Here is a 22,205-nt window from a genome sequence, read left to right as displayed (position 1 = left end):
ATTCTTTAACTAGCACCTATTTGCCAAATTCAGCCTTTAACATGCGTCGCAAACCTTCTTCCATCGCAAATGGGGGAAAAAAACCAGAGGACATCGCCTTCGTAGAATCATATTTCGTCACCGCACAGAATTTCTTCACACGTACGGAACTGATGGTCATCTTCTTCCGGGTAATAAAGGAAAGCAGATCAAATCCATAACCGCCTAACATTCCCAAAAAATAAGGAATATGCGTCGTTGGAATGTTTTTGCCCAATATTTTGCCAGTGTGGTACACCAAATCATTTGTTGTGAAGTCAGGTTTATCCACATAATTGTAAACATTGTATCCTGTGGTCTTATCCATAATCATATATTTTAAGAAAGCCACAATATTTCCTACGTAGGACATTGATTTTTCATTCTTTCCGTTGCCGATCATCATGAATTTTCCCGACGCGATCTGTGCCAAAAGATTAAATACATTCCCACGATTTCCTTCACCAAAAATAACGGTCGGTCGGACCACATTGATATTCCAATCGCCATGGGTTGTATACCAGGTTTGCAATACCTGTTCAGCTTCCCATTTACTTTTGCCATAATGGTTAAATGGGTCAGCAGGAAATGATTCATCAGGATTATCCTTATCCAGACCGTATATAGCAACAGAGCTTGTAAATATAATGCGATGAATTCCGTTTGCTTCCATCGCTTCCAACGTATTGCGCATACCTTGGACATTAACGTCATAATATAGAGTCGTCGGCGTGACATCATCGCGGTGTTCCGCTGCCAGCAGCACAACCACATCTGCTCCCTTCAGGGAGGAAGTCAGCCCATCCTTATCGAGCACATTGCCGATTTGCGTAAGTTCAGGAAATTTTGCACTCTGTTGTTTATCGATATTTAGAAGGCTTAGGTTTGGTGATTCTGAAAGCTTCTGGATCAATTGTGTACCAACGAATCCAGAACCACCAATGATTGCTATTTTCATCTTTCGATTAGGGTTAAGTTAATTTATAACAGACACATTCACATTGTCCTCCTTTTTGTCATTCAATTCCAATTGTCCTTTTTTTTTATTCACGATATAATTAAATATCAATGTAAAAGAACCCCATAGGATCAAATCCAACAAAACGACAATATTATTGCTGATATATTGTACCGTGACAATATTAAAAATACAAAAGAAAAGTGAAAGTGCGAGGATGGACATCATCGCATTTTTATGAGACATGCCGGAACGCAACAACTTATGGTGGAGGTGACTGCGATCCGCCTTGAACAGGGGCAAGCCTTTATACCAACGGATAAAGATCACGCGGGCAACATCAAATACCGGTACAATAAGTATCGAGAATGCTACGACAATCGCACCTTCGGAAAAAGGCTTAATGGCAAAGTTATTCATGGCAAAGCTGATCGCCAAGAAAGCCATCGTATACCCCAATGTCATACTTCCCGTATCGCCCATAAAAATCCGGCGTCTGCGCTTGGAAGCACCAAAAACGTTGTAATAGAAAAAGGAAATTAAGATCCCGGTGGTAATAAAGGCCAATAAGGCATGAATCCACGCTTGGTAATACGCAAATAAAGACCCGAGTACCAAGCACCCTACCCCTACCAATCCGGAACATAAACCATCCAGACCATCGATGAGGTTTATCGCATTGATGATCAGGACAACGACAAAAATGGTGAAAGGAATTCCTACCCATGCAGGTAAATAAGTGATGAACAACAAACCATATAAGTCATTGATCCATAAGCCAGATAGCGGAAATAAACTAGCCACCAAAATTTGAGCGACAAATTTCCATTTGTAACTGACACCTATCAAATCATCTGCAATACCAATGATATACAGGATCACCATCCCGCAGACCAACATAATGAACATGGGAAAAATCTCCCATGTAACAATTCCTAAGTTGACGAAGTTTGTTTTATAAACGATGACCATGGTTATGGCCAAAAGACAACACTGTATAGGCACGAAAGCAACACCGCCAAGTCTAGGGATTATACTTTGATGTAATTTTCTGGCATCAACAGGATCAAACAGGCGTTTCTTGTAGGTAATCAACATAATATAGGGTATGATGATCTTTCCCAAGAAAATCGCAAGTAAGAACGGTACGAGCAGAATAACAAACTCCATAATGATAATCCTAAATAATTAATAGTCAAGATGCAGAACGACATCATTGCACTAACAAATAAATTATGATGTTGTTTCGAATACTTTTAATACTCCACAAAAGTAAGATATAATCAAAGGTTAATCGAAGGTTAACACATGGTTTGGAGGTGTATTTCTTTATTTGTAGCGCAACAATGACAATTGATTTTATGCGTTAAAACTACTTTTTACACACTTTTTATAGCCAAATTACCTTATATCAATATAGGTAAATTCTGAACCAAAATCTCCATAGTTAAAGTCTAAAAAATAAAACTATTTCATGTGAAAAGCATCAGAAAGCACTTCCATTAACCTTGTAAAACAGGCTCAAAACATATCAAATACAGAAAACTATTTAAATATAAGGAAAATTAATAACAGGTGAAAAAATGAAATTGCTATTTAGCAATCCAAAAGGAAATGGAGGAAAGGATGAGATCTATGTTGTTAACTCTTACCTGAAAAGGTTTTTCCAAGAAGCTTTTTTAGGAGTTTGCTGCCCTTCCCCCATAAGATTCTCTTCATTGAAGCGCAGGTTTAACATCCTTCTTTTTTTAATGGCCTGGTAGATGATCCCCCAATCCGGGAGCCCACCGAAATTTCGATCATCTATAAATAGATCGGCAGTTAATTTTCGAGCTCCCGAGTTCCGATTCTCTTCTGGGAAATTCGCATTATGCGCGTAGAAGGTCAACCCCTGGGCTGCACAATAATCAATCGCCTCCTGTAATAACCGACCTTCCCGGACTGTCCAAAGCAATAAGGTATGACGTTCATTTGCTAGCATTTTTAGGGTATCAATAGCAAAAGGAATAGGTTTTCCAATCTCTGGATACTTATGCTCAACGATGGTTCCATCAAAATCAACTGCAATAATCATATTTTATAGTATTTCCAAAAATATAATAATTTTTGACGAAGAACTATAATATAAGTAAATTTCATTTTGCCTAATGAATCATATCGTAAGCTAACAAGTAGGTAAATTAATGGCTACAATTCGGAATAGATTTACAAAAAATCTTACATCAATTTGTAATTTCGTAATTTCGTAACCTCACAAAAAACAGCTTTATATTAAAATATATTTTAATTTCTCAACGTTTCCTCAATATGCTAATTCTAATAACCCAATGATTTCAATAGTTATATCCTCCTATAATTCCTCATACTTCCAAAACATACAAAACAATATTCATCAGACCATAGGGATAGAATATGAATTGATTCAAATATGGAACCCAGGAATTTTTAGTATCAACGAGGCCTACGAAAAAGGACTAAATCAGGCAAAATATGAATACATATTATTTATCCATGAAGATTTAATTTTTTTAAATAATGGTTGGGGAAAATATTTACTTAAATTTTTAGAGCTACCTAATGTTGGTTTGATAGGATTGGCAGGTGGTAATTATTTTCCTGATGTTCCTAATGATTGGTTTATAACGAATGAGTATAATTATATAAATTTAATTCATGGCCTTGGGGATTCTGAAGAAAACTTGAGAAATTTTGAAGAGAATTTTCATCAGGTGTTGGGTTTGGACGGAGTATTTATATTTGGAAAAAAAAGCATATTCTTAGAAATAGGATTCGATCAAAATATAAGCGGATATCATGCATATGATTTATCAATTTCACTAAGAACTGCTAAGAAATATACAAATTATGTTATTAACTCTATTAACGTACACCATATTTCAATAGGCAATAGAACCTTAGAATGGTTTAACTCAACAATTCAGGTCCATGAAAGTATAACATGGAAATTTGATCACCCTAAAGATAAATACGTTGAAAAGGAACTTTTCAGAAGGTTTTCAAAATACATAGTCCACTATTGGGGTAGAAATTTAAAATCTCTAGAAAAAATTATTAAATATTACCCCAGAAAATATCTTCACGGAATCGAACATTTCAAAACTATTTGGTTTCTTGTTAAATTGTTCACCTCAAAAAAGTTTAACAATTTGAATATTTGACCAACCTATATTTACAATATATCTCCAATGTGAATAAATCATTAACAATATCTGTCAAAATCCGATTTTCTTTTTTAAAAAGTTACAAAAGAAAATTTGGCACCCATTAAATCAAGTTCGCTGAATTACCGCAAAAATCTTGGCCATTTTAAATAAAACGTCGATAATTCCGATTTTCTTCAACTCCTTCATCGGCAATCCTCCACAGAATAAAATTTTGCAATTAAAAAAAACATGGAAATTGATAAATTAGCCACCTTAAAATTCAAAAACTATTCAAATAATTAAACATTTTAAAAGATGAATGTATTAAAAATTGGAGTTTTATCTGCTTTATCACTTCTAACTTTTCAAGCTGTTGCTCAAGAAACCACTGACGCTGCCGCAGTTGACACCACAAAAACCTGGACCATCAAAGGTGAGAACACATTCCTAATCAACCAAAGCTCGTTTAGCAATTGGGCGGCAGGTGGTGTGAACTCCATGGCCGGAAACCTGATCTTCAACTACGACTTCAATTACAAAAAGGACAAATGGAACTGGGACAATAAGGTTATCGCGGCGTATGGCCAGACCTTCCAGAAAGAAACAAACTGGCGTAAAAACGATGACCGTTTTGCGGTTAACAGTTTATTGGGCTATCAAGCCGCTGAAAAATGGCTATATACCTTCTTTATGAACTTCAACACCCAGTTCGCAAACGGGTATACTTACGATGGAAAATACAGAGACCAGAAAATCTCCGCTCCATTTGCACCAGCATATTTAAGTTTCGGTCCCGGTATCGCTTACAAGGAATCCGATAACTTTAAAATCAACCTATCTCCTGCTGCTGCTCGCTTCATTATGGTCGGCGCAGAAAGCCTCCGTGAATCCTATGGTGTAGATCCTGATAAATTCTCAAGAAATGAATTTGGTGCTTCCCTAGATGCCTATTATAAAGTAAACCTGATGGAGAACATCTCTTTAGAGAATATCCTGAAATTGTACTCCAATTACCTGCAAGATCCACAAAATGTAGATGTGGATTATTTGGCAAATTTGGCAATGCAAGTCAACAAATACATTTCCGTAAACGCAGCAGTACAGTTGATTTACGATGATAATGTTAACGTTCCAAAGAAAAATGGAACTACAGGACCAGGTCTTCAGGTAAGACAAGTACTTGGCGCTGGATTTACCTATAAATTCTAAAATATTGCAGAACCACTAGGTTCGAGGAAAACATAAAACCGTCAGCATGGAATCTCCGTGCTGGCGGTTTTCATTTTCCATGCCTTTGATATTTTCTGGGCGCCATGAGAACACAAGCGATATCGAAAAATTAATCGTTTATTAGCAGGCGATTTGAAACCGTAATTGTTATATTTAAGCAAATCAACTCCAATCATTCAAAGATCATTTCGTTTTACCAATTCCCTAAATAACAATGCTCTATTTTGAAAAAGCATTAGACCTACCACGCTCTCCTCTTTTCATTTTTATACCATTTGGCCGATTTTATTTAAAATCTCGTGGTGCAGTCCCTTGTTTATAACTGTGTCTGAACACTATTGGACTGTCCAATCCTAAAAAAGCTATACACAAAAACAAAGTGTATGGAAACAATAGAAAGAGAGTTTGAGTTCGCTGAGCGGACCAGTAAGAAGCAGCCATTCGACAAGCGTTTGATCCTCCACATGCTGGATCAGATCGAACTTGGGGTCCCCCGCCGGGACCTGATGGAACAGTACGGTGTCTCCGAAGTGAGCCTGATCCGCTGGATGAAGAAGTTCGGGCGACAGCCCATTGGGGCAAAGCGGTATACCACCGAGCTGAAGCGTTCAGTGATCAGGGCGGTCCAGGACGGGATGAGCGCCTACCGGGCGGGGAACACCTTTGATATCTCCTGCGGTACGGTCTCCAGATGGGTCAGGGAATATAAGGGGAAAAATACCGAACTTAGTTCCCCAGAACCCGATGATATGGCCAACAAGAAACCCGTAGACCCCAAAGAGGCAGAGATCCTGGCCCTGAAGAAGGCCCTGGAATATGCAAACCTGAAGATCAGGGCATTGGATACCATGATCGATATTGCCGAGGAACAGCTCAAGATCGACATCAGAAAAAAGTCTGGTGCCAAGCGGTCGTAAAGATCAAACAGGAATCCCCAGCAATGGGGATCCGTTTGATCTGCGGACTGTTTGGCAGAACAAGGCATGCGTACTATGACCGCCAGTGGCGGGTGCAGGATGTCGGACTGAAGGACGAGATCATCCTGCAGCACGTGCTGCGGATACGCAGCGAACAGAAGAGGATCGGTACCCGGAAGCTGCTCCATATGCTCGCCGGCCCCCTGCAGGAACATGGGATCAGGATCGGCCGCGACTATCTCTTCGCCCTGATGAGGGAGCATTCCCTACAGATCAGGGTCAGGAAGAGGAAGGCGGTCACCACCGATTCGCGGCACTGGATGAAGAAGTACAGAAACCTGATAAAGGAACTTGCGGTCGAGCGCCCCGAGCAGGTCTGGGTAAGCGACATCACCTATGTACAGCTCAACCGGCGCTGGGGATATCTGAGCCTGGTCACCGATGCCTATTCCAGAAAGATAGTGGGCTGGGCGTTCAGGGGCGACCTCTCGGCACAGGGATGTATCGATGCCCTGCAGATGGCACTGCAGCAGAGGCAGTATCCGGGAAAGGGACTCATACACCACTCCGATCGGGGTTCGCAGTACTGTAGCAAAGGCTATGTGGATATCCTACGCACCAACGGGATCGGGGTCAGCATGACCGAGAACGGGGATCCCTATGAGAATGCGATAGCCGAACGGGTGAACGGCATACTGAAGGCGGAGTTTGACCTCTACGCATCACAGAGTGGCCTGAGGGAGACCACAAGAAAGATCAGGGAGAACATCAGGGTATACAACAACCTAAGGCCCCACGCGAGCTGTGATTACCTCACACCTGAACAGGCACATATGAGGTCAGGTGCGCTGAGAAAGAGATGGAGACCGAAAAAATATCCAATAGTGCAGAAAGAGTTTGTATAGTACATATAGTATTACCAAATTTGCCTGTATAATCAATTCAGAATTAATCCAATAATTTGTATAGCTATATAAGGACAAGACAGACCTTGCCTGAGGTGCGTCCGTGGTGCGTCCGAGTTGAAGACGTGGTGAGAGCGTGTCTATAGACACGTTCTCACCACGCTCTCACCACGCTCTCAGTACGCTCTCACCTCGAACAAGGTCCAGGTGCGAATAACTCGGAATAAACTTAAAATAAATTTTAAAAACCTGAATTACAACAAGTTATATACAAATAAAATCAAATGCTTTTGGGGTATTAAACGCTTATATGGGCAACCTTGGATACGATTTAGGGAAGAGGACTAAAATTTTTAAAAGTTGTCAAATCACCCCATTTCTTCCCTCTGTCCGGATTTCTACCTATTTACTATTTTTTGAAACCAATCTAACAACACGCTGTTTCTTAAGTATAAGAATTGAAAATTAACCCCAAAACAAATAGACATGGCAAAAATAGTTGCAGAGCAATTGGTAGAAATGTTAGTAGAAGCTGGTGTGAAACGGATATATGCAGTTACCGGAGATAGTTTAAATTATTTTAATGAAGCGGTCCGGAAAGATGGAAGGCTTGAATGGATCCATGTGCGACATGAGGAGGTCGGTGCTTATGCGGCGGCTGCGGAAGCAGAGCTCGACGGAATTGCCTGTTGTGCCGGGAGCTGCGGGCCGGGACATGTCCACCTCATCAATGGCGTTTATGAGGCACATCGTGCGCATGTTCCTATGATCGTGATTGCTTCGACCATTCCGACCCATCAGATGGGCATGGATTATTTCCAGGAAACCAATACCTATAAACTTTTCGACGATTGCAGCAGTTACAATCAATTGATCACAACCGTTGAACAGGCGCCTCGGATGATACAGGCGGCTATTCAGCACGCTATATCCAAAAAGGGAGTCAGTGTGATTGGGCTACCTGGAGACATTTCCGAATTAAAAGCGCATGAAACCCATACCAGTACACAGGTATTCCGCTGTAACCCCGTCATCAGGCCTTCCAATATGGAACTTCAGCAATTGGCCGATCTAATCAACAACGGAAAAACAGTGACCATATATGCCGGTATTGGAGCCAATGGTGCTCGGGAGGAAATCCGTGCCTTAGCACAATACCTGAAAGCGCCAGTCGGCTATAGCTTCCGTGGAAAAATGAATGCCCAACTGGAAGCACCGTACGATGTCGGTATGACCGGGCTGTTGGGGATCCCTAGTTGTTACCAGGCCATGAAAGAAGCCGATGTACTGCTCCTGCTGGGAACAGACATGCCCTACGATGAATTTATGCCGCTCGACAATAAAATCATTCAAATAGATACGGCAGAAGAACGATTGGGCAGGCGCGCCAAATTAGCTATGGGATTGGTCGGCGACATTAAAGAAACCATCTTAGCGCTGCTTCCGCTTCTCCATGAAAAAACTGACCCCGCATTCTTGGATTCATTTGGCAAGTTTGCCACCAAAGTAGCCGAAAGTTTGCACGAATATGTCGAAGATTCAGGCAAGGAAAATGCCATACAACCGGAATATGTTGCGGATGTATTGAATACACATGCTACAAGCAATGCCATATTTACGGTCGATACCGGCATGTCCTGTGTATGGGGCGCACGCTATATTCACCAAATCGGCGACCGAAAACTCCTGGGGTCCTTCAATCATGGTAGCATGGCCAATGCGATGCCTATGGCAATCGGGGCCTCCCTGGCTCACCCAGAAAGACAGGTCATTGCCATGTGCGGCGATGGCGGCATATCGATGCTCATGGGTGACCTGGCAACGATCCGACAATACAACTTACCCATTAAGCTGATTATCTTTAATAACAGGGCCCTCGGCATGGTTAAATTGGAGATGCAGGTTGCCGGACTGATGGACAACCAAACCGATATGGAAAATCCCGATTTTGCTAAAGTAGCTGAAGCATTCGGCATCCCTGCAATGAACATCCGCAAACCTGAAGAAGTCGATGCAGCCATAGCCGAAACCTTAAAGGTGGATGGTCCTTTCCTACTGAACATCTTCACCAACCCAAGTGCATTGGCGATGCCTTCCCATATCACGGCAAAGCAGGTCATGGGCATGACGGAAAGTATGGCAAAGTTAATTTTGGGAGGTAAAATGGATGAGGTATTTGATACCATAAAATCCAACTACAAACATCTGAAAGAATTGATTTAAAAAGATCAGTGTATACCCATTTATAGCGCAGAAAATTAAAATGACAAAGGCATCCCAAATTGGGATGCCTTAGTTGTATGGTAGATTCCTGTTCATATGACAGTATGTCTACAGGAAATTAATTGCAGCATTATTTGCTCTTATAGAGATGGCTCAATAACGCGAAACAAAGAAAGAAACTCATCGCGAAGCCAAACCAAGATAGCACTGGAATGCCCCACAACAGATAGCCCACGCGACCATGCGCCAAGATACTGGCACCGACGCCAAAGGTCATAGCTAATATCGATAATAAGAATTTATTTCCCATCCGGTGAAGAATAAGCTGCAGGTTGTCAAAGTCCTCCATTTTATGGTTTAGGGTCACCTTATCATCCTTCACTTTTTCCAGGATGGTCAGCAGATCCGAAGGGACCTCGGTTAGGACATCCTTCGCAAACTTCGCCTTGTCCTTCAATTCCGCAATCAGGTGATCGGCGGATAGTTTCTGGGCGGCGATCTTCTTGGCAAAGGGAGAAATACTCTCAGGCACATTCAGGTCAGCATCCAACTGACGACCGGTCCCTTCAAGGATGGACACCCCACGAAGCAGGATGTACACAAAGTCCGGCAGCAGGATATGATTGCTCTGAAGAACGGTATTCAATTTTTGTAGCATTACCGAGATATCGATATCATCCAATGCATTCTGCTTGATCATCTCGAAGATTTCATAGGCATCCCTTTCCAACCGGCGTTCATCCTCAATGTGATGTACAACCGCCAACCGTTTGATATTCTTGATCAAACTCTTGGCATCATTTGCTAAGAAATCGATGACCATAGCTTCAATGATCTTGCGATCTTCCGGAATCATAAAACCCATCGCCCCAAAGTCGATAAAGACGATTTGCCCCCTTCTGTTCACCATGACATTGCCCGGATGAGGGTCCGCATGGAAGAACCCATGCATCAACACCTGTTCTAAATAGAGATCCAGCACATTTTGGAGAATGGATTTCGGATACAGACCAAGCGCTTGGAAACCTTCCATATCATTCACCTTCACCCCATCGATAAATTCCATACAGATCAATGTATCCGTACTGTACTTTCTGTACACCGTAGGAACATAAACCTCTTTATTTTCGGCAAAGTTCCGACGGAACCTTTGGATATTATTTATTTCATTCGTAAAGGACAATTCATTTAAGAGGGAGCTTTCAAAGGAGAGCACAATCTGGTACAGGTTCATTTTATAGACCACTTCATACTTCCGCTGCAGCAACTTCACCAAATCCTTGATAAAATCGAGATCTGCACGGATCATCTCGTCAATATCCCTCCGTTTGACCTTGAAAACTACTTCCTTTCCATCTTTTAATTGCCCACGATAGACCTGGGCAATCGATGCTGATGCGATGGGTTTGGGGTCAATGCGCATAAAATGAGCATCCACATCGATGTCCAACTCCGAAGCCAACCTTTTTCGAATATCAATATCCTCTTGCGCGACATCGTCCTGTAACTTTACGAGCTCTTCCTGCAGATCCTGCGGAATAATATCCGGTCGATTGCTCAACAACTGCCCCAGTTTGATAAAGGTCGGGCCGAGTTCTTCGATTGCCATACGGACACGGATATTGAAGTTGTCCTCAAAAACACGGCGGGCATGGTTGTTCCAGAAAAGAAAGCTATCCGGTAAGATCCGATCAAGATTGGAGCGCGAAACGATCTCATCAAACCCATGTTTGGATAGAATCTTAAGAATCTGACCTACACGCTTTATTTTCTCAAAACCATTGATGTGCAACATATACTATTAATATTTATCTATATTCTGAATTTCAGTCCAACATTATAAAAACGAAAACTGTACCACAATGTTTTCCAGCTGCATTTTATTGGCCGCCAAGGGCAGGACATTCCGAAAGCTACCAATAATTTTAACGGAGTCAGGCAGTCAACTGCTAATTTTACGTTAAGATGTTAGGTTTAGATCTGTTACAAGCAAGGCATAATCCTTTGGAGTAAAGCAAGCCGGAATTCATTTTTCGCAAATTATTTTTCAAATGGAATTTAAATTCGCCACTTCCATTAGATTCTCCTGATTTTCAACAAATAATTAGAGAAAATCTTGTACATTTGAGCTATACCTACTGATCTAATATAATGATAAAAACCCGATTGGCGTCTACTTTAGGAAGGCGCGATGAAGAACCTAATATTATTTTAGCAAGAGAAATTGTTCAGTCGAACGATCAGCAATCTATAACAGACCTTATCCAGCTTATTCAGAGCAAACACAAAGAATTGCAGAACGACAGTATTAAGGTGCTCTATGAAATCGGCGAATTGCAACCCGCATTATTACAACCGTATATTGCTGAATTCCTATTGGGATTAAAGAGCAAAAACAACCGCCTGCAATGGGGCTCCATGACTGCTTTGCGAACGATTTCTGCGGTATATGGCCAGGAAATTTTCTGTTACATACCGGAACTATCCCATGCTGTAGCAGATGGCTCTGTCATTACAAGGGATAATTTCATCGGTATACTGAATAATCTTTTCACCTTTCCGGAACATCGTGACATTATCTTCCCTCTACTTCTGGAACAGCTTCAGCACTGTCCATCCAACCAGCTTCCCATGTACGCAGAAGCAGTCCTACCAAAGATTGATAAAAACGAAGCTCCTTCCCTACGATCCCTTTTGGTGCAGCGATTGGATGAATTTGATAAAGAAAGTAAAAGAAAGAGGCTAGAAAGGGTAATCAAAAAACTAGGTTGATTGTTGATTATCGCTTGAAGCCAATTTTAATTAGTGTAATTGCAGGATTTCGACGATTTCGGAAAATCCCTTTTGTTTTGCATGTTCGATGGGCAAAACGCCATCTTTATCCGGAATATTCGGATCAGCACCTGCCTTCAAGAGGATACTGACAATCTCGACATGATCCTTCCCTCCATTCCCCAATACGATAGCTTCCATTAGTGCGGTCCACCCCAATTTATTAACGTGATTGATGGGGAAATTTTTCGTCTTTGCCAATAAACGAACCACCTCAATGTGTCCTTTCTCTGCTGCTGGAATTAAAGCCGTACCATGGTAGCGGTTAAAAACATCGAAACGTGCTCCATATGCCAAATATAGTTTCACCATATCCAAATAACCCGATGCTCCTGCATAGAGAAAAGGGCTGTTCAATTGCTCATCCTGTTGATTCGGATCGGCGCCCTTTTTCACCAAAAATGAAGCTAAATCATAATTGTCCTGATAGGTTGCCATCATTAACATACTCTGGGATTGCGCATTTACGGCTTCAATATTGGAGGCATTCACGTGCTTATCCAAATAAACGGTATCGCCTCGCTTAACGGCATTTTCTACTTCTGAATCCATTATCATTTGTTTGTTACTTTGTGCTTTACAACTTACAAAAAAGAAGATCCCCAAGATCAATAAAACCGATCTCCAGAGCAGCTCCTTCCAACTCCAATAATTTAAAATAAATAGCCTCACTAAACTCAAAACAGAAAACCCCTTTCCATGTTTTTCAATAAGGTAAATATATCCAATTTTTACCGTATTTCACGCAATATATCCTTGAAATTCATATGTGGAAATTATTTTGAGTTCATACTTACGTCAATCATAAATACCTAATCATCTAAATATAACAATGCCCAATAAAAGGTTCTTATCTTATTAAGGATATTAATTCAATTTTTCTATCAAAGTACTATTTTATAAAATTATCTCTTCGATACGCATCACCTATCCATTTTCGGTGCACAGCAATATATAAATAGAATGCATTTTACAGACGGCTTTACCTTCTATTTTCAAAATCAAACCGGCTTTCCTAAAACAATTTTATATTTTATTTCATTTATTAACATAGATCAATGCCGTGGCAAAAAGTAATCTTCACCTTTGTACCAAATCATTGAAAACATTTAAAATATATACATTATGAAAGCAGTATTTAGTTTATTAGCAGGTATCTTATTCATGAGCAACATGGCCTTTTCACAGGTGAAATGGTCAGTAGATCCAGCCCACACAAACGCTCGTTTTGAAATCAAACATTTGGGTATCGCTTTTGTTGATGGTGAATTCACCAAATTGGAAGGTCAGGCTGAGTCTAAGGATTCCGTAAATTTTGACAAAGGAACCGTTAGTTTCTCCATTGATGTGAACAGCATCGATACACGAATTGAAGCGCGTGACAATCACTTGAAAAGTGATGATTTCTTCAGCGCTGAGAAATTCCCAAAAATGACCCTGAGCAATGCAACATTGACAAAAGCTGGAAAAGGAAAATTTAAATTAACAGGTGACCTAACAATCAAAGATGTAACCAAGAATGTTACTTTTGATGTGGTACAGAACAATGGAACTATCATTGATCCTTGGGGTAAAACACGTGCAGGTTTCACTGCTAAAACTACGATCAATCGCTTTGATTACAATATCAAATATGCAGACAAAACACCTGCCGGTATTGATGCAGTAGCCCCAGAAGTTGCGATTACAGTGAATGTGGAATTAGTGAAAAACTAAAGAAACACATGTTTTTCAATCATTCAGGTTAAAACTAGAAATAGAAAATAAAGGATTCAATTATGTTGAATCCTTATTCTATTTTAATGATACTAAATCATCAAACGGAAACCCAATTTTTGAAACAGAATTACATGATATGTTACAAAAAATTAAATGCCAAAAGTCATCAGGTTAATTACAAACTAAAGGTAAGATATTGTAAATAAGGCTCATCCATTAACCTAAATAAATATTTTCAAGTTTTTTTACTTCTACAGCTATATTGAATTTTTTTTCAGTAATAAGTTTTTTAACAGGTTCTCCCCTAAAATAGGAGTTATTTAATACCGCAATGCGTTCAGTCCAATCTCTTAGATTATCATCATCAATACCTAAATATTCGATATAATCAGTTATTTTAATCATTCTAGTCACTTTATTTGAAACTAAACTTTTTAAACAGGTACTCTGAGATTCGACTAAAACTAAGGGAAGACCTTCAGAAAAAGATGGCAAAAGTAAAATATCTAATGCCATCATAAGCTCATTTACATCTTTTCTATTTCCTAGAAAATGTACAAGATGCAATAGATTTTTATCTTTCAAATCTTGCTCCATTTCTGCATGAAGTTCTCCAACTCCAATCACAAGTAATTTTATATTTAGGTTTGCTGTATATGCTTCATGAATGATTTTATTAAGGTAGAAAATATTTTTAAGGGCACTAATTCTTCCAACGAATCCAAGTACGATCTCGTCAGATTTCAATCCTAAATCTTTTCTTAAAGAATTTCTTTTTTCTTCATTGAAGGTAAAATAATCTGTATCTACAGCATTATTAATAACTAAGCTGTTTTTTATTTCCTTATCCCCATAAACAGCACGTATGGATAAATCACTTGCTCCGAATTTATGAGTAGAAACGTTATTCAATAATTTGCGGAAAAACATATTTTTCATCCCTAAATTTGCTCTTGATAAATGAGCGTGAGAAATTCGTTTTTTCACACCTGCCACCTTGGCTATCGTTAGATAAATAGCTGATTGTAACTCAATATGGGAATGAACAACATCATATTTATTTTTCCTTATCAAATTATACAAATAAACCGCACGCTGGTTTATTGGATTCGGCATATAAAAAATTCCCACACCTTGCTTTTGAAAAATTGAATGATACTCTTGTTCATTACCAGTATCTATTGCAACTATATCAAATAAAACCTTACTCTTATCAATAAATTTATAATAATTTGACAGAAAGGTACTAATTCCACCGGTGTCTATACGAGTAACAACATGCAATACTTTTGTCGGCATTCTTAAACTGTTTTAATTAAAAATAATTCACAGAACCATTCATATTAATAATTCCGTAAATGTTTTTTTACACTTTATACGAATTTCGAATTTTTTTATTACAAAAACATGATAAATATCCGTCTCTTTTCATTCTATTTTTCAATAAAGTAGATAATTAACTTCAATTATGATCAAAATTTATTATCTAACATTTATATCCAGGGACTTAACCATTTCCTCAAAGATGGGGAGCTCACGATTTCGGATACATTCAGTTTTCCGACCAACCTGACACCTTCCGAAGACGAATGGGAACAACTAAAGCATAATTTTTTGGCTGCCATTGAGGTATTCGCACTCCGTATAGAACAATTGGACCAGGATATCCTAACGAGTACATTTGTGAAGAAGGAGTATGGTGATTTTGAAAGGAATATTGATGGTCAGATCGAACATGCCTATTACCATTTGGGCCAAATCGTTCTGTTAAAAAAGATCATTACCAGCCATAATGGAGTTTTCTAGCTGGTAATGATAACCAAGTATATCGTTTATTCTTCTATCTCATAGGTCCATGACTGCAGTCTTTCCTGAAATATCCGCGAGATTTTATTAAAATAGCGTTTGTGCTTATAGCCCATGACCCATTGGATCCCCTCCACGGCATTTGTACAAAAGATTTCATCTGCAACCTTCATGATTTCTGGCTTTATTTCCGCTTCGACAACCTCAATACCCTGTTCCTGAGCCATATCCATCACGACGCGGCGCATAACCCCCGCTACACACCCTTCCGATAATGCCGGCGTATAGAGCACCTTATCATAAAAGACGAAAATATTGGAAGTTAAGCCTTCACATAAATTACCTGCTTGATTCAGCACCATGACTTCATCAAAAGCATGCTTCTTCCGGTAAAGTCCTGCCATCACATAAATTAAAGCATTGTTGGACTTGATCTTCGCCAAGGCACTAAAAGGCTTTCTATATTCTTCGTAGACATCCACGATAAGTCCGGTTTTCTTATCCCTTAGGGTTTCCGGTTTCCGGTCTGCCTGCAGCACATAGCCAGGTTTATTGCTATCCGGACCATAGAGTCCTCCTCCATCGCGGTAAACAATCAGTCGGATTCGCGCCTGCTGGCCAACCATATTGTTCTTACGCAGCAATTCCTCAATTTTTGTCCGGATAAAATAGGCATCGAATTTATCGAAATCATCGAAATGCAACATCTCCATGCTCTCCTTAAGACGCTCTACATGCAGGTCCAAGAAGCGAACATCGCCATCGCGCCATAACATGGTTTCAAAAAGACCATCTCCATAACGGAAAGCTCGGCTGTCAGCAGTTAATATCGCAGCATCTTCTGGCACCAAAGTGCCATTAAAATTTATATAATGTGGCATAAAATATTCTAGAAATTAGTGTTGGGTGTGTGTACTATAATCTTTCCATTTCTCTAATCCTAAACGGAAATCTTCGGGTAATGGTACTTCAAAATGCAAATATTCTTTACTTTTTGGATGGATAAATCCTAAACTCCTGGCATGCAGTGCTTGACGTGGCAATAGGGCGAAAGCATTTTCCACAAATTGTTTGTATTTGGTGAAACTTGTACCCTTGAGGATCTTACTTCCCCCATAAGACTCATCGTTAAATAAGGGATGTCCAATGGATTTCATGTGGGCACGAATCTGGTGTGTACGGCCGGTTTCCAACTGGCATTCAATCAGGGTGACATAGCCTAAGCGTTCCAATACTTTATAGTGCGTAACGGACCATTTTCCTTTCTCCTCGTCATCATACATATCCATAATGCGACGATCTTTGAGGTTTCGGCCAATATATCCCGTAACGGTGCCATCTTCCGCAATATCTCCCCAAACCAACGCGATATATTTCCGGGAAATGCTATGTTCGAAAAACTGTTTGGCAAGAAAAGTCATTGCCCATTCATTTTTCGCGATGATCAGTAATCCTGAAGTATCCTTGTCGATCCGATGTACCAATCCCGGTCTTCCCGTATTGCCCGGCATGGTCGGCAGCTGATTTAAATGGAATGTCAATGCATTCACCAAGGTCCCTGTATAATTGTTGAAACCGGGATGGACGACCATACCAGCCTCTTTATTAACCAATAATACATCGTCATCTTCATAAATAATATCCAAGGGAATGTCTTCTGGATATACTTCGGTATCCCGTGGTGGGTCGGGAAGCACAACGGTAATGACATCCAAGGGCTTCACCTTGTAACTTGCCTTGACAACCTTATCATTAACTTTAACCGTACCAGCATCAATGGCATTTTGAATCCGGTTCCTGGAGGTGTTCTCTACCCTATTCATGAGGAATTTATCCACACGAAGTAGCGCCTGCCCTTTATCTGCAACAATTCGCAGGTGCTCATAAAGCTCCTGCTCCTCCTGTTCGTTTTCCAAATGATCTACCATCCCACAAAAGTAGCATTTTTACACAAATTCAGCTTCCTGAACCAAAATTCCATAAATTCGCATATGCTAATTTCATTTCCGATCTATAGTCCCGAAGAAGAAATCAAGGATCCACTATTTTCCAAAAAAAATGTGCGCGTTTATTTCAAACGGGATGACAAGATACATCCCTTCATATCAGGCAATAAATGGCGTAAGCTTAAATACAACTTAATCGATGCACAACAACGGAACATAAACCATTTGGTTACATTCGGTGGTGCTTGGTCGAATCACTTGCTAGCAACCGCAGCGGCAGCAGCAAGTTTTGGGTTCACATCAACTGGTTTTGTTCGCGGAGAAGACATCGACAATGCTGTATTATCCATGTGCCGGTTGTTCGGTATGGATCTTCAATTTGTAGATCGGCAATCCTATAAGGAGAAACGTAATCTGTTCTTAACCCATTTCAATGATCGTGAGAGTTTATTCCTGGACGAAGGCGGTAAATCCAAGCTGGGCATGCAAGGTTGCATGGAGCTCTTAGATGAGCTGGAGCAGGACTATGACCATATTTTCGTTGCCTCAGGAACGGGAACAACCGTTGCCGGAATTGCTGCGGGAATCACACAGTACGGACTCAAAACGCAGGTAGAAACGATACCCGTACTGAAATCTGCGGACTTCTTATTGGATGAATTTACGTCTTTCGGCGTTGATCCAGCTCACATTAAATTACATCTGGATTATCATTTTGGTGGATATGCAAAAACAAAACCAGACCTGTTGCTATTCATCAAGGAATTTGTGAGTAAAACAGGAATAATGCTTGAGCCGACCTATACCGGAAAACTTGTCTTTGGAGTTTATGACTTAATTATGAAAGACTACTTCAAACCGAACAGCAAAATCTTGGTTATTCATACAGGCGGATTAACAGGTTACCTGGGTTATCTTGAACAATTTAACCGCTTGGCAACCATTTAACCGATTTTAATAAATTTGCCTACTTTTACAACAAATTAGCGCCTGCGCTTTTTGATTCTTCACTTAAACTATTACTGCCATCGCGATGCACATTCGGCTCATATTCTTTCTAATAGGTTTTCTGACGGTTATGTCAGGGTTTGCACAGATCCAGATTCAAGATACCGTAAGTACCAAGGAACAGCGGGACAGCATCCTACCTACAGCCCATCTTTACGATATTGTCGATGCCTTCCAGGATATCAACCCTTTTAAGAAAAAGGATTCCGTTAAAACGGAAAGAAAAAGATCAGCGATCTCCTATCTTCCAAATTTGAACTACAATCCCTCCATTGGTGCGCAAATAGGCATAAAAGCCGTAGGCGGTAAAGTTTTGGGGAATGAGCCAAATACCACGATGTCTATTGCCGCTACAGCTTTGAGCGCAACAACCCGAGGTATTATTGTGGGATATCTACTCCATGACATCTACACGCCGGGTAACAGATGGAACATTAAGGGTGGATTTATGGTTGCCAAAGCAGTAGGTTTGGATTATGGAATGGGCATCGGTGGCGCATTGGACAATCCTACATCGGAGGAACTCATCATGAACAACCCCGATCGGCAGCGATTTGTCAACAGGTTCATGACCTACACTTTCAACGAGCGTGTTTATAAGCAACTCTTCCCAGGTGCCTTTGTAGGTGCCGGCTTCTATTTTGAATTAAAGCGGAAATTCTCCACGGTTGGAAGCGAGGAAAATATGGCACCTATTGAAATCTATAGCCGCTGGAACGACTTCGACCCGACCCGCGTCAACAACAATGGTTTGATGTTGAATATGCAATACCTTACACGTGACAACCCCAATAGTGCCTATAAAGGTTACTATTTCGATATGGTCCTGCGCATGAACCAAACGTGGATGGGAAGCTCGCACAATGCCTATCAATTGCAGACCGATTTCCGCAAATATTGGCAATTATCGACAGACCGTCCAAACCATGTGTTGGCTTTCTGGAATTTTGGCTCCTATAATTTGGGGGGCCACCTGCCCTATACAGACCTTCCAGGAACCGCTAAAGACACCTATGCGCGCAGTGGCCGAGGATACACCATGGGGTATTTCAAAGGCAAATCCTTCTTCTATTCAGAAGTGGAATACCGCTACCCTATCCTGAGGAATCAATTCCTGAGCGGCGTAGTATTTGCCAACGTGCAGACGGCAAACGATCAGATGGGAACAAAACTCTTTCAGATTTGGCAGCCAGCAGCAGGAGCTGGTCTGCGCTTACTGTTCAATAAAGCAACACGCACAAATTTATGTATTGATTATGCCTTCGGAAGATTTGGCCAACGTGGCTTATTCCTTGGTCTTAACGAAGCCTTTTAACCCTTTATTATCTATGTACTTAAAGAACGTATGCCTAGTAGGCTTAGCACTATCCCTAACCATTTCTACGACATCAGCGCAAACAACACCAGCAGACAGCAGTATCAATGCGATTGCACCTGTTGAAATCAAGGCCTATTTCAATGCACAGGCTATGTTGGACCTGACCACCTCTGGAAAGGTCATCAGCAATAAATTCATGAACTCCCAAGCCCCTAGCAGCTTTTTAAGCAGTTTCAATAGTACCCCTGGTCTACGCATGGAAGAACGATCGCCGGGAAGCTATCGGTTGGCCTTACGGGGGAGCATGATCCGCTCACCTTTCGGGGTACGCAATACGAAAGTATACCTGGATGAAATCCCCTTGACGGACGCCAGCGGCAATACGTACCTCAATTTGCTTGACCCTGTCGGGATAAATAGCATCCATATCATCAAAGGACCGGACGGCTCCCTATACGGACCAAATTCTGGAGGCATAATCCGTTTCATGCCATCGGGATTTAGCAATAACGAAAATGAGAAATCGATTATGCTTTCCGGAGGTTCATATGGCCTGTTCCATGAACAGATTAAATTCCAACATCAAGTCAATGATGCCTATAAATTTTCCTTTGACCAAGCGTATTTGCGTTCTGATGGCTATAGGCAACATACAGGAATGGATAAGTTGTTTTTGCAGACCACCCATCAATGGGATTACAATCCAAAAGGGACCTTAAAATTCCTTGCACTTTATAGCGACTTGGGTTATGAAACTCCCGGAGGTTTGACGCAGCAACAATATGATGAAGATCCACGGCAGTCCAGACCTGCGGGAGGGCCATTCCCAAGTGCACAGGATCAGAAGGCTGCCATCTATAATAAAACCATCTTAGGAGGTATTACGCATGCCTACAAGTTTTCCGATCAATTGGAGCATGTAATAACCGTATTTGGTACCCATACCGATCTAGAAAATCCATTTATCACCAATTATGAATTGCGCAATGAAAAGAATGTAGGCTTCCGGACTTACCTCTCCTTCCAGGATCAACAAAATTCCATGTTGCAATGGGAGATGCAATTGGGTGTGGAGGGACAGAAAGGATGGTACCACATCAAAAACCATGAAAACAACTTGGGGGAGCGTGGCACCTTAACCGATGATGACAAATTAGAGAATGGTCAACATTTCTATTTTTACCGAGCCAAAGCGCGACTATACGATAAACTTACGGCTGAAGCATCCATCGGCCTGAATTTCAACGGTATTGAGTTTGAAAGGAATACACCTGGTGAAACAGCTAGCGACGGACACATCGACTTTGCTAAAAGTTGGCTCCCTCGCCTAGGGCTATCTTATATGGCCACAAAAAACTTGGCTGTCCGCGGTTCGGTTTCGAAAGGTTTTTCAACACCGACGATTGCAGAGGTACGTTCCTCCAACAATGAGATCAATAGCGACTTACAGGCTGAATCCGGGACAAATTATGAAATGGGAATGCGCTTTGAAACCAATGACCGACGCTTTATCGCAGACCTTTCCGGATACAGTTATCAGATGAAAAACGGTATTGTCAGACATTTAAATGAAGCAGGCAACGAATATTTTGTCAATGCTGGCGAGATGGATCAAAAAGGGATCGAAGCCAGTCTATTGAGCCAAATCATCAGTAACCCGGAAGCGCAAATCCTCAAAGGGCTCATCTTCTCGACCAACCTCACCTATCAGGATTATGTATTTCAAGATTATGTCCTGAATGAGGTGGATCTTTCCGGCAATAGCATCACCTCGGTACCGGAATGGATATGGGTGAATACGCTGAGCTTGGCCTTTGCCAAACAGTTTGAACTAAATGTGCTGCACAATTTCACCTCCAGCATTCCCTTAAACGATGTCAATACCGTATACGCGGATAAATATCATCTATTGCAGGCTAAAGCCTCCTGGACCGGAAAAATCAGCAATCGACATGCCCTTCAACTATTTTTCGGGGTGGACAATATACTGGATAGTAAATATAGCTTGGGGAATGATATTAATGCGATGGGCAACCGGTATTTTAACGTTGCTCCGGGAAGAAATTTCTATACCGGGGTTAAATTTATGCTGTAAAGTTTAGGGTTTTAGGAATTTCCGCATATGCATACTGAAAATCAGCAGATTCCAGAATTTTTCCAG

Annotated in this window: 19 protein-coding genes; 11 read left to right on the top strand and 8 right to left on the bottom strand. The window is 40.8% G+C overall.

The window, feature by feature from the left end:
• Positions 1–16: 16 nt before the first annotated feature.
• The 3 genes from G6N79_RS10495 to G6N79_RS10485 all read right to left on the bottom strand — a co-directional run bounded on the left by G6N79_RS10495 (position 17) and on the right by G6N79_RS10485 (position 3,050).
• The gene (locus tag G6N79_RS10495) at positions 17–976 is read right to left on the bottom strand and encodes an NAD-dependent epimerase/dehydratase family protein (RefSeq protein WP_103907852.1); all 960 of its coding nucleotides are present in this window, start codon (positions 974–976) and stop codon (positions 17–19) included.
• A gap of 18 nt (positions 977–994) precedes the next feature.
• Entirely contained in the window at positions 995–2,146 is a 1,152-nt protein-coding gene (locus G6N79_RS10490; RefSeq protein ID WP_103907853.1) for an MraY family glycosyltransferase, read from the bottom strand.
• Between the two features lie 478 nt (positions 2,147–2,624).
• Positions 2,625–3,050 (bottom strand): BT0820 family HAD-type phosphatase, encoded by a 426-nt coding sequence (locus tag G6N79_RS10485; protein ID WP_103907854.1) that lies wholly within the window; start codon positions 3,048–3,050, stop codon positions 2,625–2,627.
• Between the two features lie 253 nt (positions 3,051–3,303).
• Between G6N79_RS10485 and G6N79_RS10480 the strand changes: the two genes are divergently transcribed.
• The 5 genes from G6N79_RS10480 (at position 3,304) to G6N79_RS10460 (ending at position 9,415) form a co-directional block, all read left to right on the top strand.
• Positions 3,304–4,155, top strand: a complete 852-nt coding sequence (locus G6N79_RS10480) for a glycosyltransferase (RefSeq protein WP_103907855.1) — start codon at positions 3,304–3,306, stop codon at positions 4,153–4,155.
• Between the two features lie 300 nt (positions 4,156–4,455).
• Complete coding sequence (locus G6N79_RS10475) at positions 4,456–5,349, top strand: DUF3078 domain-containing protein (RefSeq protein ID WP_103907856.1); 894 nt, start codon at positions 4,456–4,458, stop codon at positions 5,347–5,349.
• Between the two features lie 404 nt (positions 5,350–5,753).
• Complete coding sequence (locus G6N79_RS17550; RefSeq protein ID WP_146060690.1) at positions 5,754–6,287, top strand: transposase; 534 nt, start codon at positions 5,754–5,756, stop codon at positions 6,285–6,287.
• Positions 6,288–6,310: 23 nt separating this feature from the next.
• Positions 6,311–7,192 carry an IS3 family transposase gene (locus G6N79_RS10465; RefSeq protein ID WP_164527198.1) on the top strand — a complete coding sequence of 294 codons (882 nt, stop codon included), beginning with the start codon at positions 6,311–6,313 and terminating at the stop codon, positions 7,190–7,192.
• Positions 7,193–7,678: 486 nt separating this feature from the next.
• The gene (locus tag G6N79_RS10460; RefSeq protein ID WP_103907270.1) at positions 7,679–9,415 is read left to right on the top strand and encodes a thiamine pyrophosphate-dependent enzyme; all 1,737 of its coding nucleotides are present in this window, start codon (positions 7,679–7,681) and stop codon (positions 9,413–9,415) included.
• 130 nt (positions 9,416–9,545) lie between these two features.
• Here the strand turns inward: G6N79_RS10460 and G6N79_RS10455 are convergent, their stop codons facing one another.
• The gene (locus tag G6N79_RS10455) at positions 9,546–11,210 is read right to left on the bottom strand and encodes an ABC1 kinase family protein (protein ID WP_103907269.1); all 1,665 of its coding nucleotides are present in this window, start codon (positions 11,208–11,210) and stop codon (positions 9,546–9,548) included.
• Between the two features lie 356 nt (positions 11,211–11,566).
• Here G6N79_RS10455 and G6N79_RS10450 point away from each other — a divergent pair, with 356 nt between their 5' ends.
• The gene (locus G6N79_RS10450; RefSeq protein WP_103907268.1) at positions 11,567–12,187 is read left to right on the top strand and encodes a hypothetical protein; all 621 of its coding nucleotides are present in this window, start codon (positions 11,567–11,569) and stop codon (positions 12,185–12,187) included.
• Positions 12,188–12,217: 30 nt separating this feature from the next.
• Here G6N79_RS10450 and G6N79_RS10445 read toward each other — a convergent pair whose 3' ends face one another.
• A complete protein-coding gene (locus G6N79_RS10445) occupies positions 12,218–12,799 on the bottom strand; it encodes an ankyrin repeat domain-containing protein (RefSeq protein WP_103907267.1) in 582 nt (193 codons plus the stop codon).
• Positions 12,800–13,372: 573 nt separating this feature from the next.
• Between G6N79_RS10445 and G6N79_RS10440 the strand changes: the two genes are divergently transcribed.
• Positions 13,373–13,963, top strand: a complete 591-nt coding sequence (locus G6N79_RS10440) for a YceI family protein (RefSeq protein ID WP_103907266.1) — start codon at positions 13,373–13,375, stop codon at positions 13,961–13,963.
• A gap of 219 nt (positions 13,964–14,182) precedes the next feature.
• On the opposite strand, the gene G6N79_RS10435 is transcribed toward G6N79_RS10440, so the two are convergent.
• On the bottom strand, positions 14,183–15,265 hold the full coding sequence (locus tag G6N79_RS10435) for a glycosyltransferase (protein ID WP_103907265.1): 1,083 nt from the start codon (positions 15,263–15,265) through the stop codon (positions 14,183–14,185).
• Between the two features lie 315 nt (positions 15,266–15,580).
• On the opposite strand from G6N79_RS10435, the gene G6N79_RS17545 reads away from it, so the two are divergent.
• Positions 15,581–15,772 (top strand): DUF1572 family protein, encoded by a 192-nt coding sequence (locus tag G6N79_RS17545; RefSeq protein WP_103907264.1) that lies wholly within the window; start codon positions 15,581–15,583, stop codon positions 15,770–15,772.
• 26 nt (positions 15,773–15,798) lie between these two features.
• Here the strand turns inward: G6N79_RS17545 and G6N79_RS10425 are convergent, their stop codons facing one another.
• Positions 15,799–16,653 carry an aminotransferase class IV gene (locus G6N79_RS10425; RefSeq protein ID WP_103907263.1) on the bottom strand — a complete coding sequence of 285 codons (855 nt, stop codon included), beginning with the start codon at positions 16,651–16,653 and terminating at the stop codon, positions 15,799–15,801.
• Positions 16,654–16,668: 15 nt separating this feature from the next.
• Positions 16,669–17,700, bottom strand: a complete 1,032-nt coding sequence (locus G6N79_RS10420) for an RluA family pseudouridine synthase (protein WP_103907262.1) — start codon at positions 17,698–17,700, stop codon at positions 16,669–16,671.
• 63 nt (positions 17,701–17,763) lie between these two features.
• Here G6N79_RS10420 and G6N79_RS10415 point away from each other — a divergent pair, with 63 nt between their 5' ends.
• From G6N79_RS10415 to G6N79_RS10405, 3 genes are all read left to right on the top strand, one after another.
• Positions 17,764–18,666, top strand: a complete 903-nt coding sequence (locus tag G6N79_RS10415) for a 1-aminocyclopropane-1-carboxylate deaminase/D-cysteine desulfhydrase (protein ID WP_103907284.1) — start codon at positions 17,764–17,766, stop codon at positions 18,664–18,666.
• 130 nt (positions 18,667–18,796) lie between these two features.
• Entirely contained in the window at positions 18,797–20,041 is a 1,245-nt protein-coding gene (locus G6N79_RS10410) for a BamA/TamA family outer membrane protein (protein WP_103907261.1), read from the top strand.
• Between the two features lie 13 nt (positions 20,042–20,054).
• Positions 20,055–22,139 (top strand): TonB-dependent receptor, encoded by a 2,085-nt coding sequence (locus G6N79_RS10405; protein ID WP_160003787.1) that lies wholly within the window; start codon positions 20,055–20,057, stop codon positions 22,137–22,139.
• Positions 22,140–22,205 lie beyond the last annotated feature (66 nt).

Source organism: Sphingobacterium lactis (genome assembly GCF_011046555.1).
GTDB lineage: Bacteria > Bacteroidota > Bacteroidia > Sphingobacteriales > Sphingobacteriaceae > Sphingobacterium > Sphingobacterium lactis.
The sequence above is the reverse complement of the archived record's forward strand: the minus strand, read 5'-3'. Positions and strand labels throughout refer to the sequence as shown.

Excerpts from the sequence above, each read along its gene's own strand:
- G6N79_RS10495 (WP_103907852.1), bottom strand. The coding sequence starts at position 976 with ATGAAAATAGCAATCATTGGTGGTTCTGGATTCGTTGGTACACAATTG.
- G6N79_RS10490 (WP_103907853.1), bottom strand. The coding sequence starts at position 2,146 with ATGGAGTTTGTTATTCTGCTCGTACCGTTCTTACTTGCGATTTTCTTG.
- G6N79_RS10485 (WP_103907854.1), bottom strand. The coding sequence starts at position 3,050 with ATGATTATTGCAGTTGATTTTGATGGAACCATCGTTGAGCATAAGTAT.
- G6N79_RS10480 (WP_103907855.1), top strand. The coding sequence starts at position 3,304 with ATGATTTCAATAGTTATATCCTCCTATAATTCCTCATACTTCCAAAAC.
- G6N79_RS10475 (WP_103907856.1), top strand. The coding sequence starts at position 4,456 with ATGAATGTATTAAAAATTGGAGTTTTATCTGCTTTATCACTTCTAACT.
- G6N79_RS17550 (WP_146060690.1), top strand. The coding sequence starts at position 5,754 with ATGGAAACAATAGAAAGAGAGTTTGAGTTCGCTGAGCGGACCAGTAAG.
- G6N79_RS10465 (WP_164527198.1), top strand. The coding sequence starts at position 6,311 with ATGGGGATCCGTTTGATCTGCGGACTGTTTGGCAGAACAAGGCATGCG.
- G6N79_RS10460 (WP_103907270.1), top strand. The coding sequence starts at position 7,679 with ATGGCAAAAATAGTTGCAGAGCAATTGGTAGAAATGTTAGTAGAAGCT.
- G6N79_RS10455 (WP_103907269.1), bottom strand. The coding sequence starts at position 11,210 with ATGTTGCACATCAATGGTTTTGAGAAAATAAAGCGTGTAGGTCAGATT.
- G6N79_RS10450 (WP_103907268.1), top strand. The coding sequence starts at position 11,567 with ATGATAAAAACCCGATTGGCGTCTACTTTAGGAAGGCGCGATGAAGAA.
- G6N79_RS10445 (WP_103907267.1), bottom strand. The coding sequence starts at position 12,799 with ATGGATTCAGAAGTAGAAAATGCCGTTAAGCGAGGCGATACCGTTTAT.
- G6N79_RS10440 (WP_103907266.1), top strand. The coding sequence starts at position 13,373 with ATGAAAGCAGTATTTAGTTTATTAGCAGGTATCTTATTCATGAGCAAC.
- G6N79_RS10435 (WP_103907265.1), bottom strand. The coding sequence starts at position 15,265 with ATGCCGACAAAAGTATTGCATGTTGTTACTCGTATAGACACCGGTGGA.
- G6N79_RS10425 (WP_103907263.1), bottom strand. The coding sequence starts at position 16,653 with ATGCCACATTATATAAATTTTAATGGCACTTTGGTGCCAGAAGATGCT.
- G6N79_RS10420 (WP_103907262.1), bottom strand. The coding sequence starts at position 17,700 with ATGGTAGATCATTTGGAAAACGAACAGGAGGAGCAGGAGCTTTATGAG.
- G6N79_RS10415 (WP_103907284.1), top strand. The coding sequence starts at position 17,764 with ATGCTAATTTCATTTCCGATCTATAGTCCCGAAGAAGAAATCAAGGAT.
- G6N79_RS10410 (WP_103907261.1), top strand. The coding sequence starts at position 18,797 with ATGTCAGGGTTTGCACAGATCCAGATTCAAGATACCGTAAGTACCAAG.
- G6N79_RS10405 (WP_160003787.1), top strand. The coding sequence starts at position 20,055 with ATGTACTTAAAGAACGTATGCCTAGTAGGCTTAGCACTATCCCTAACC.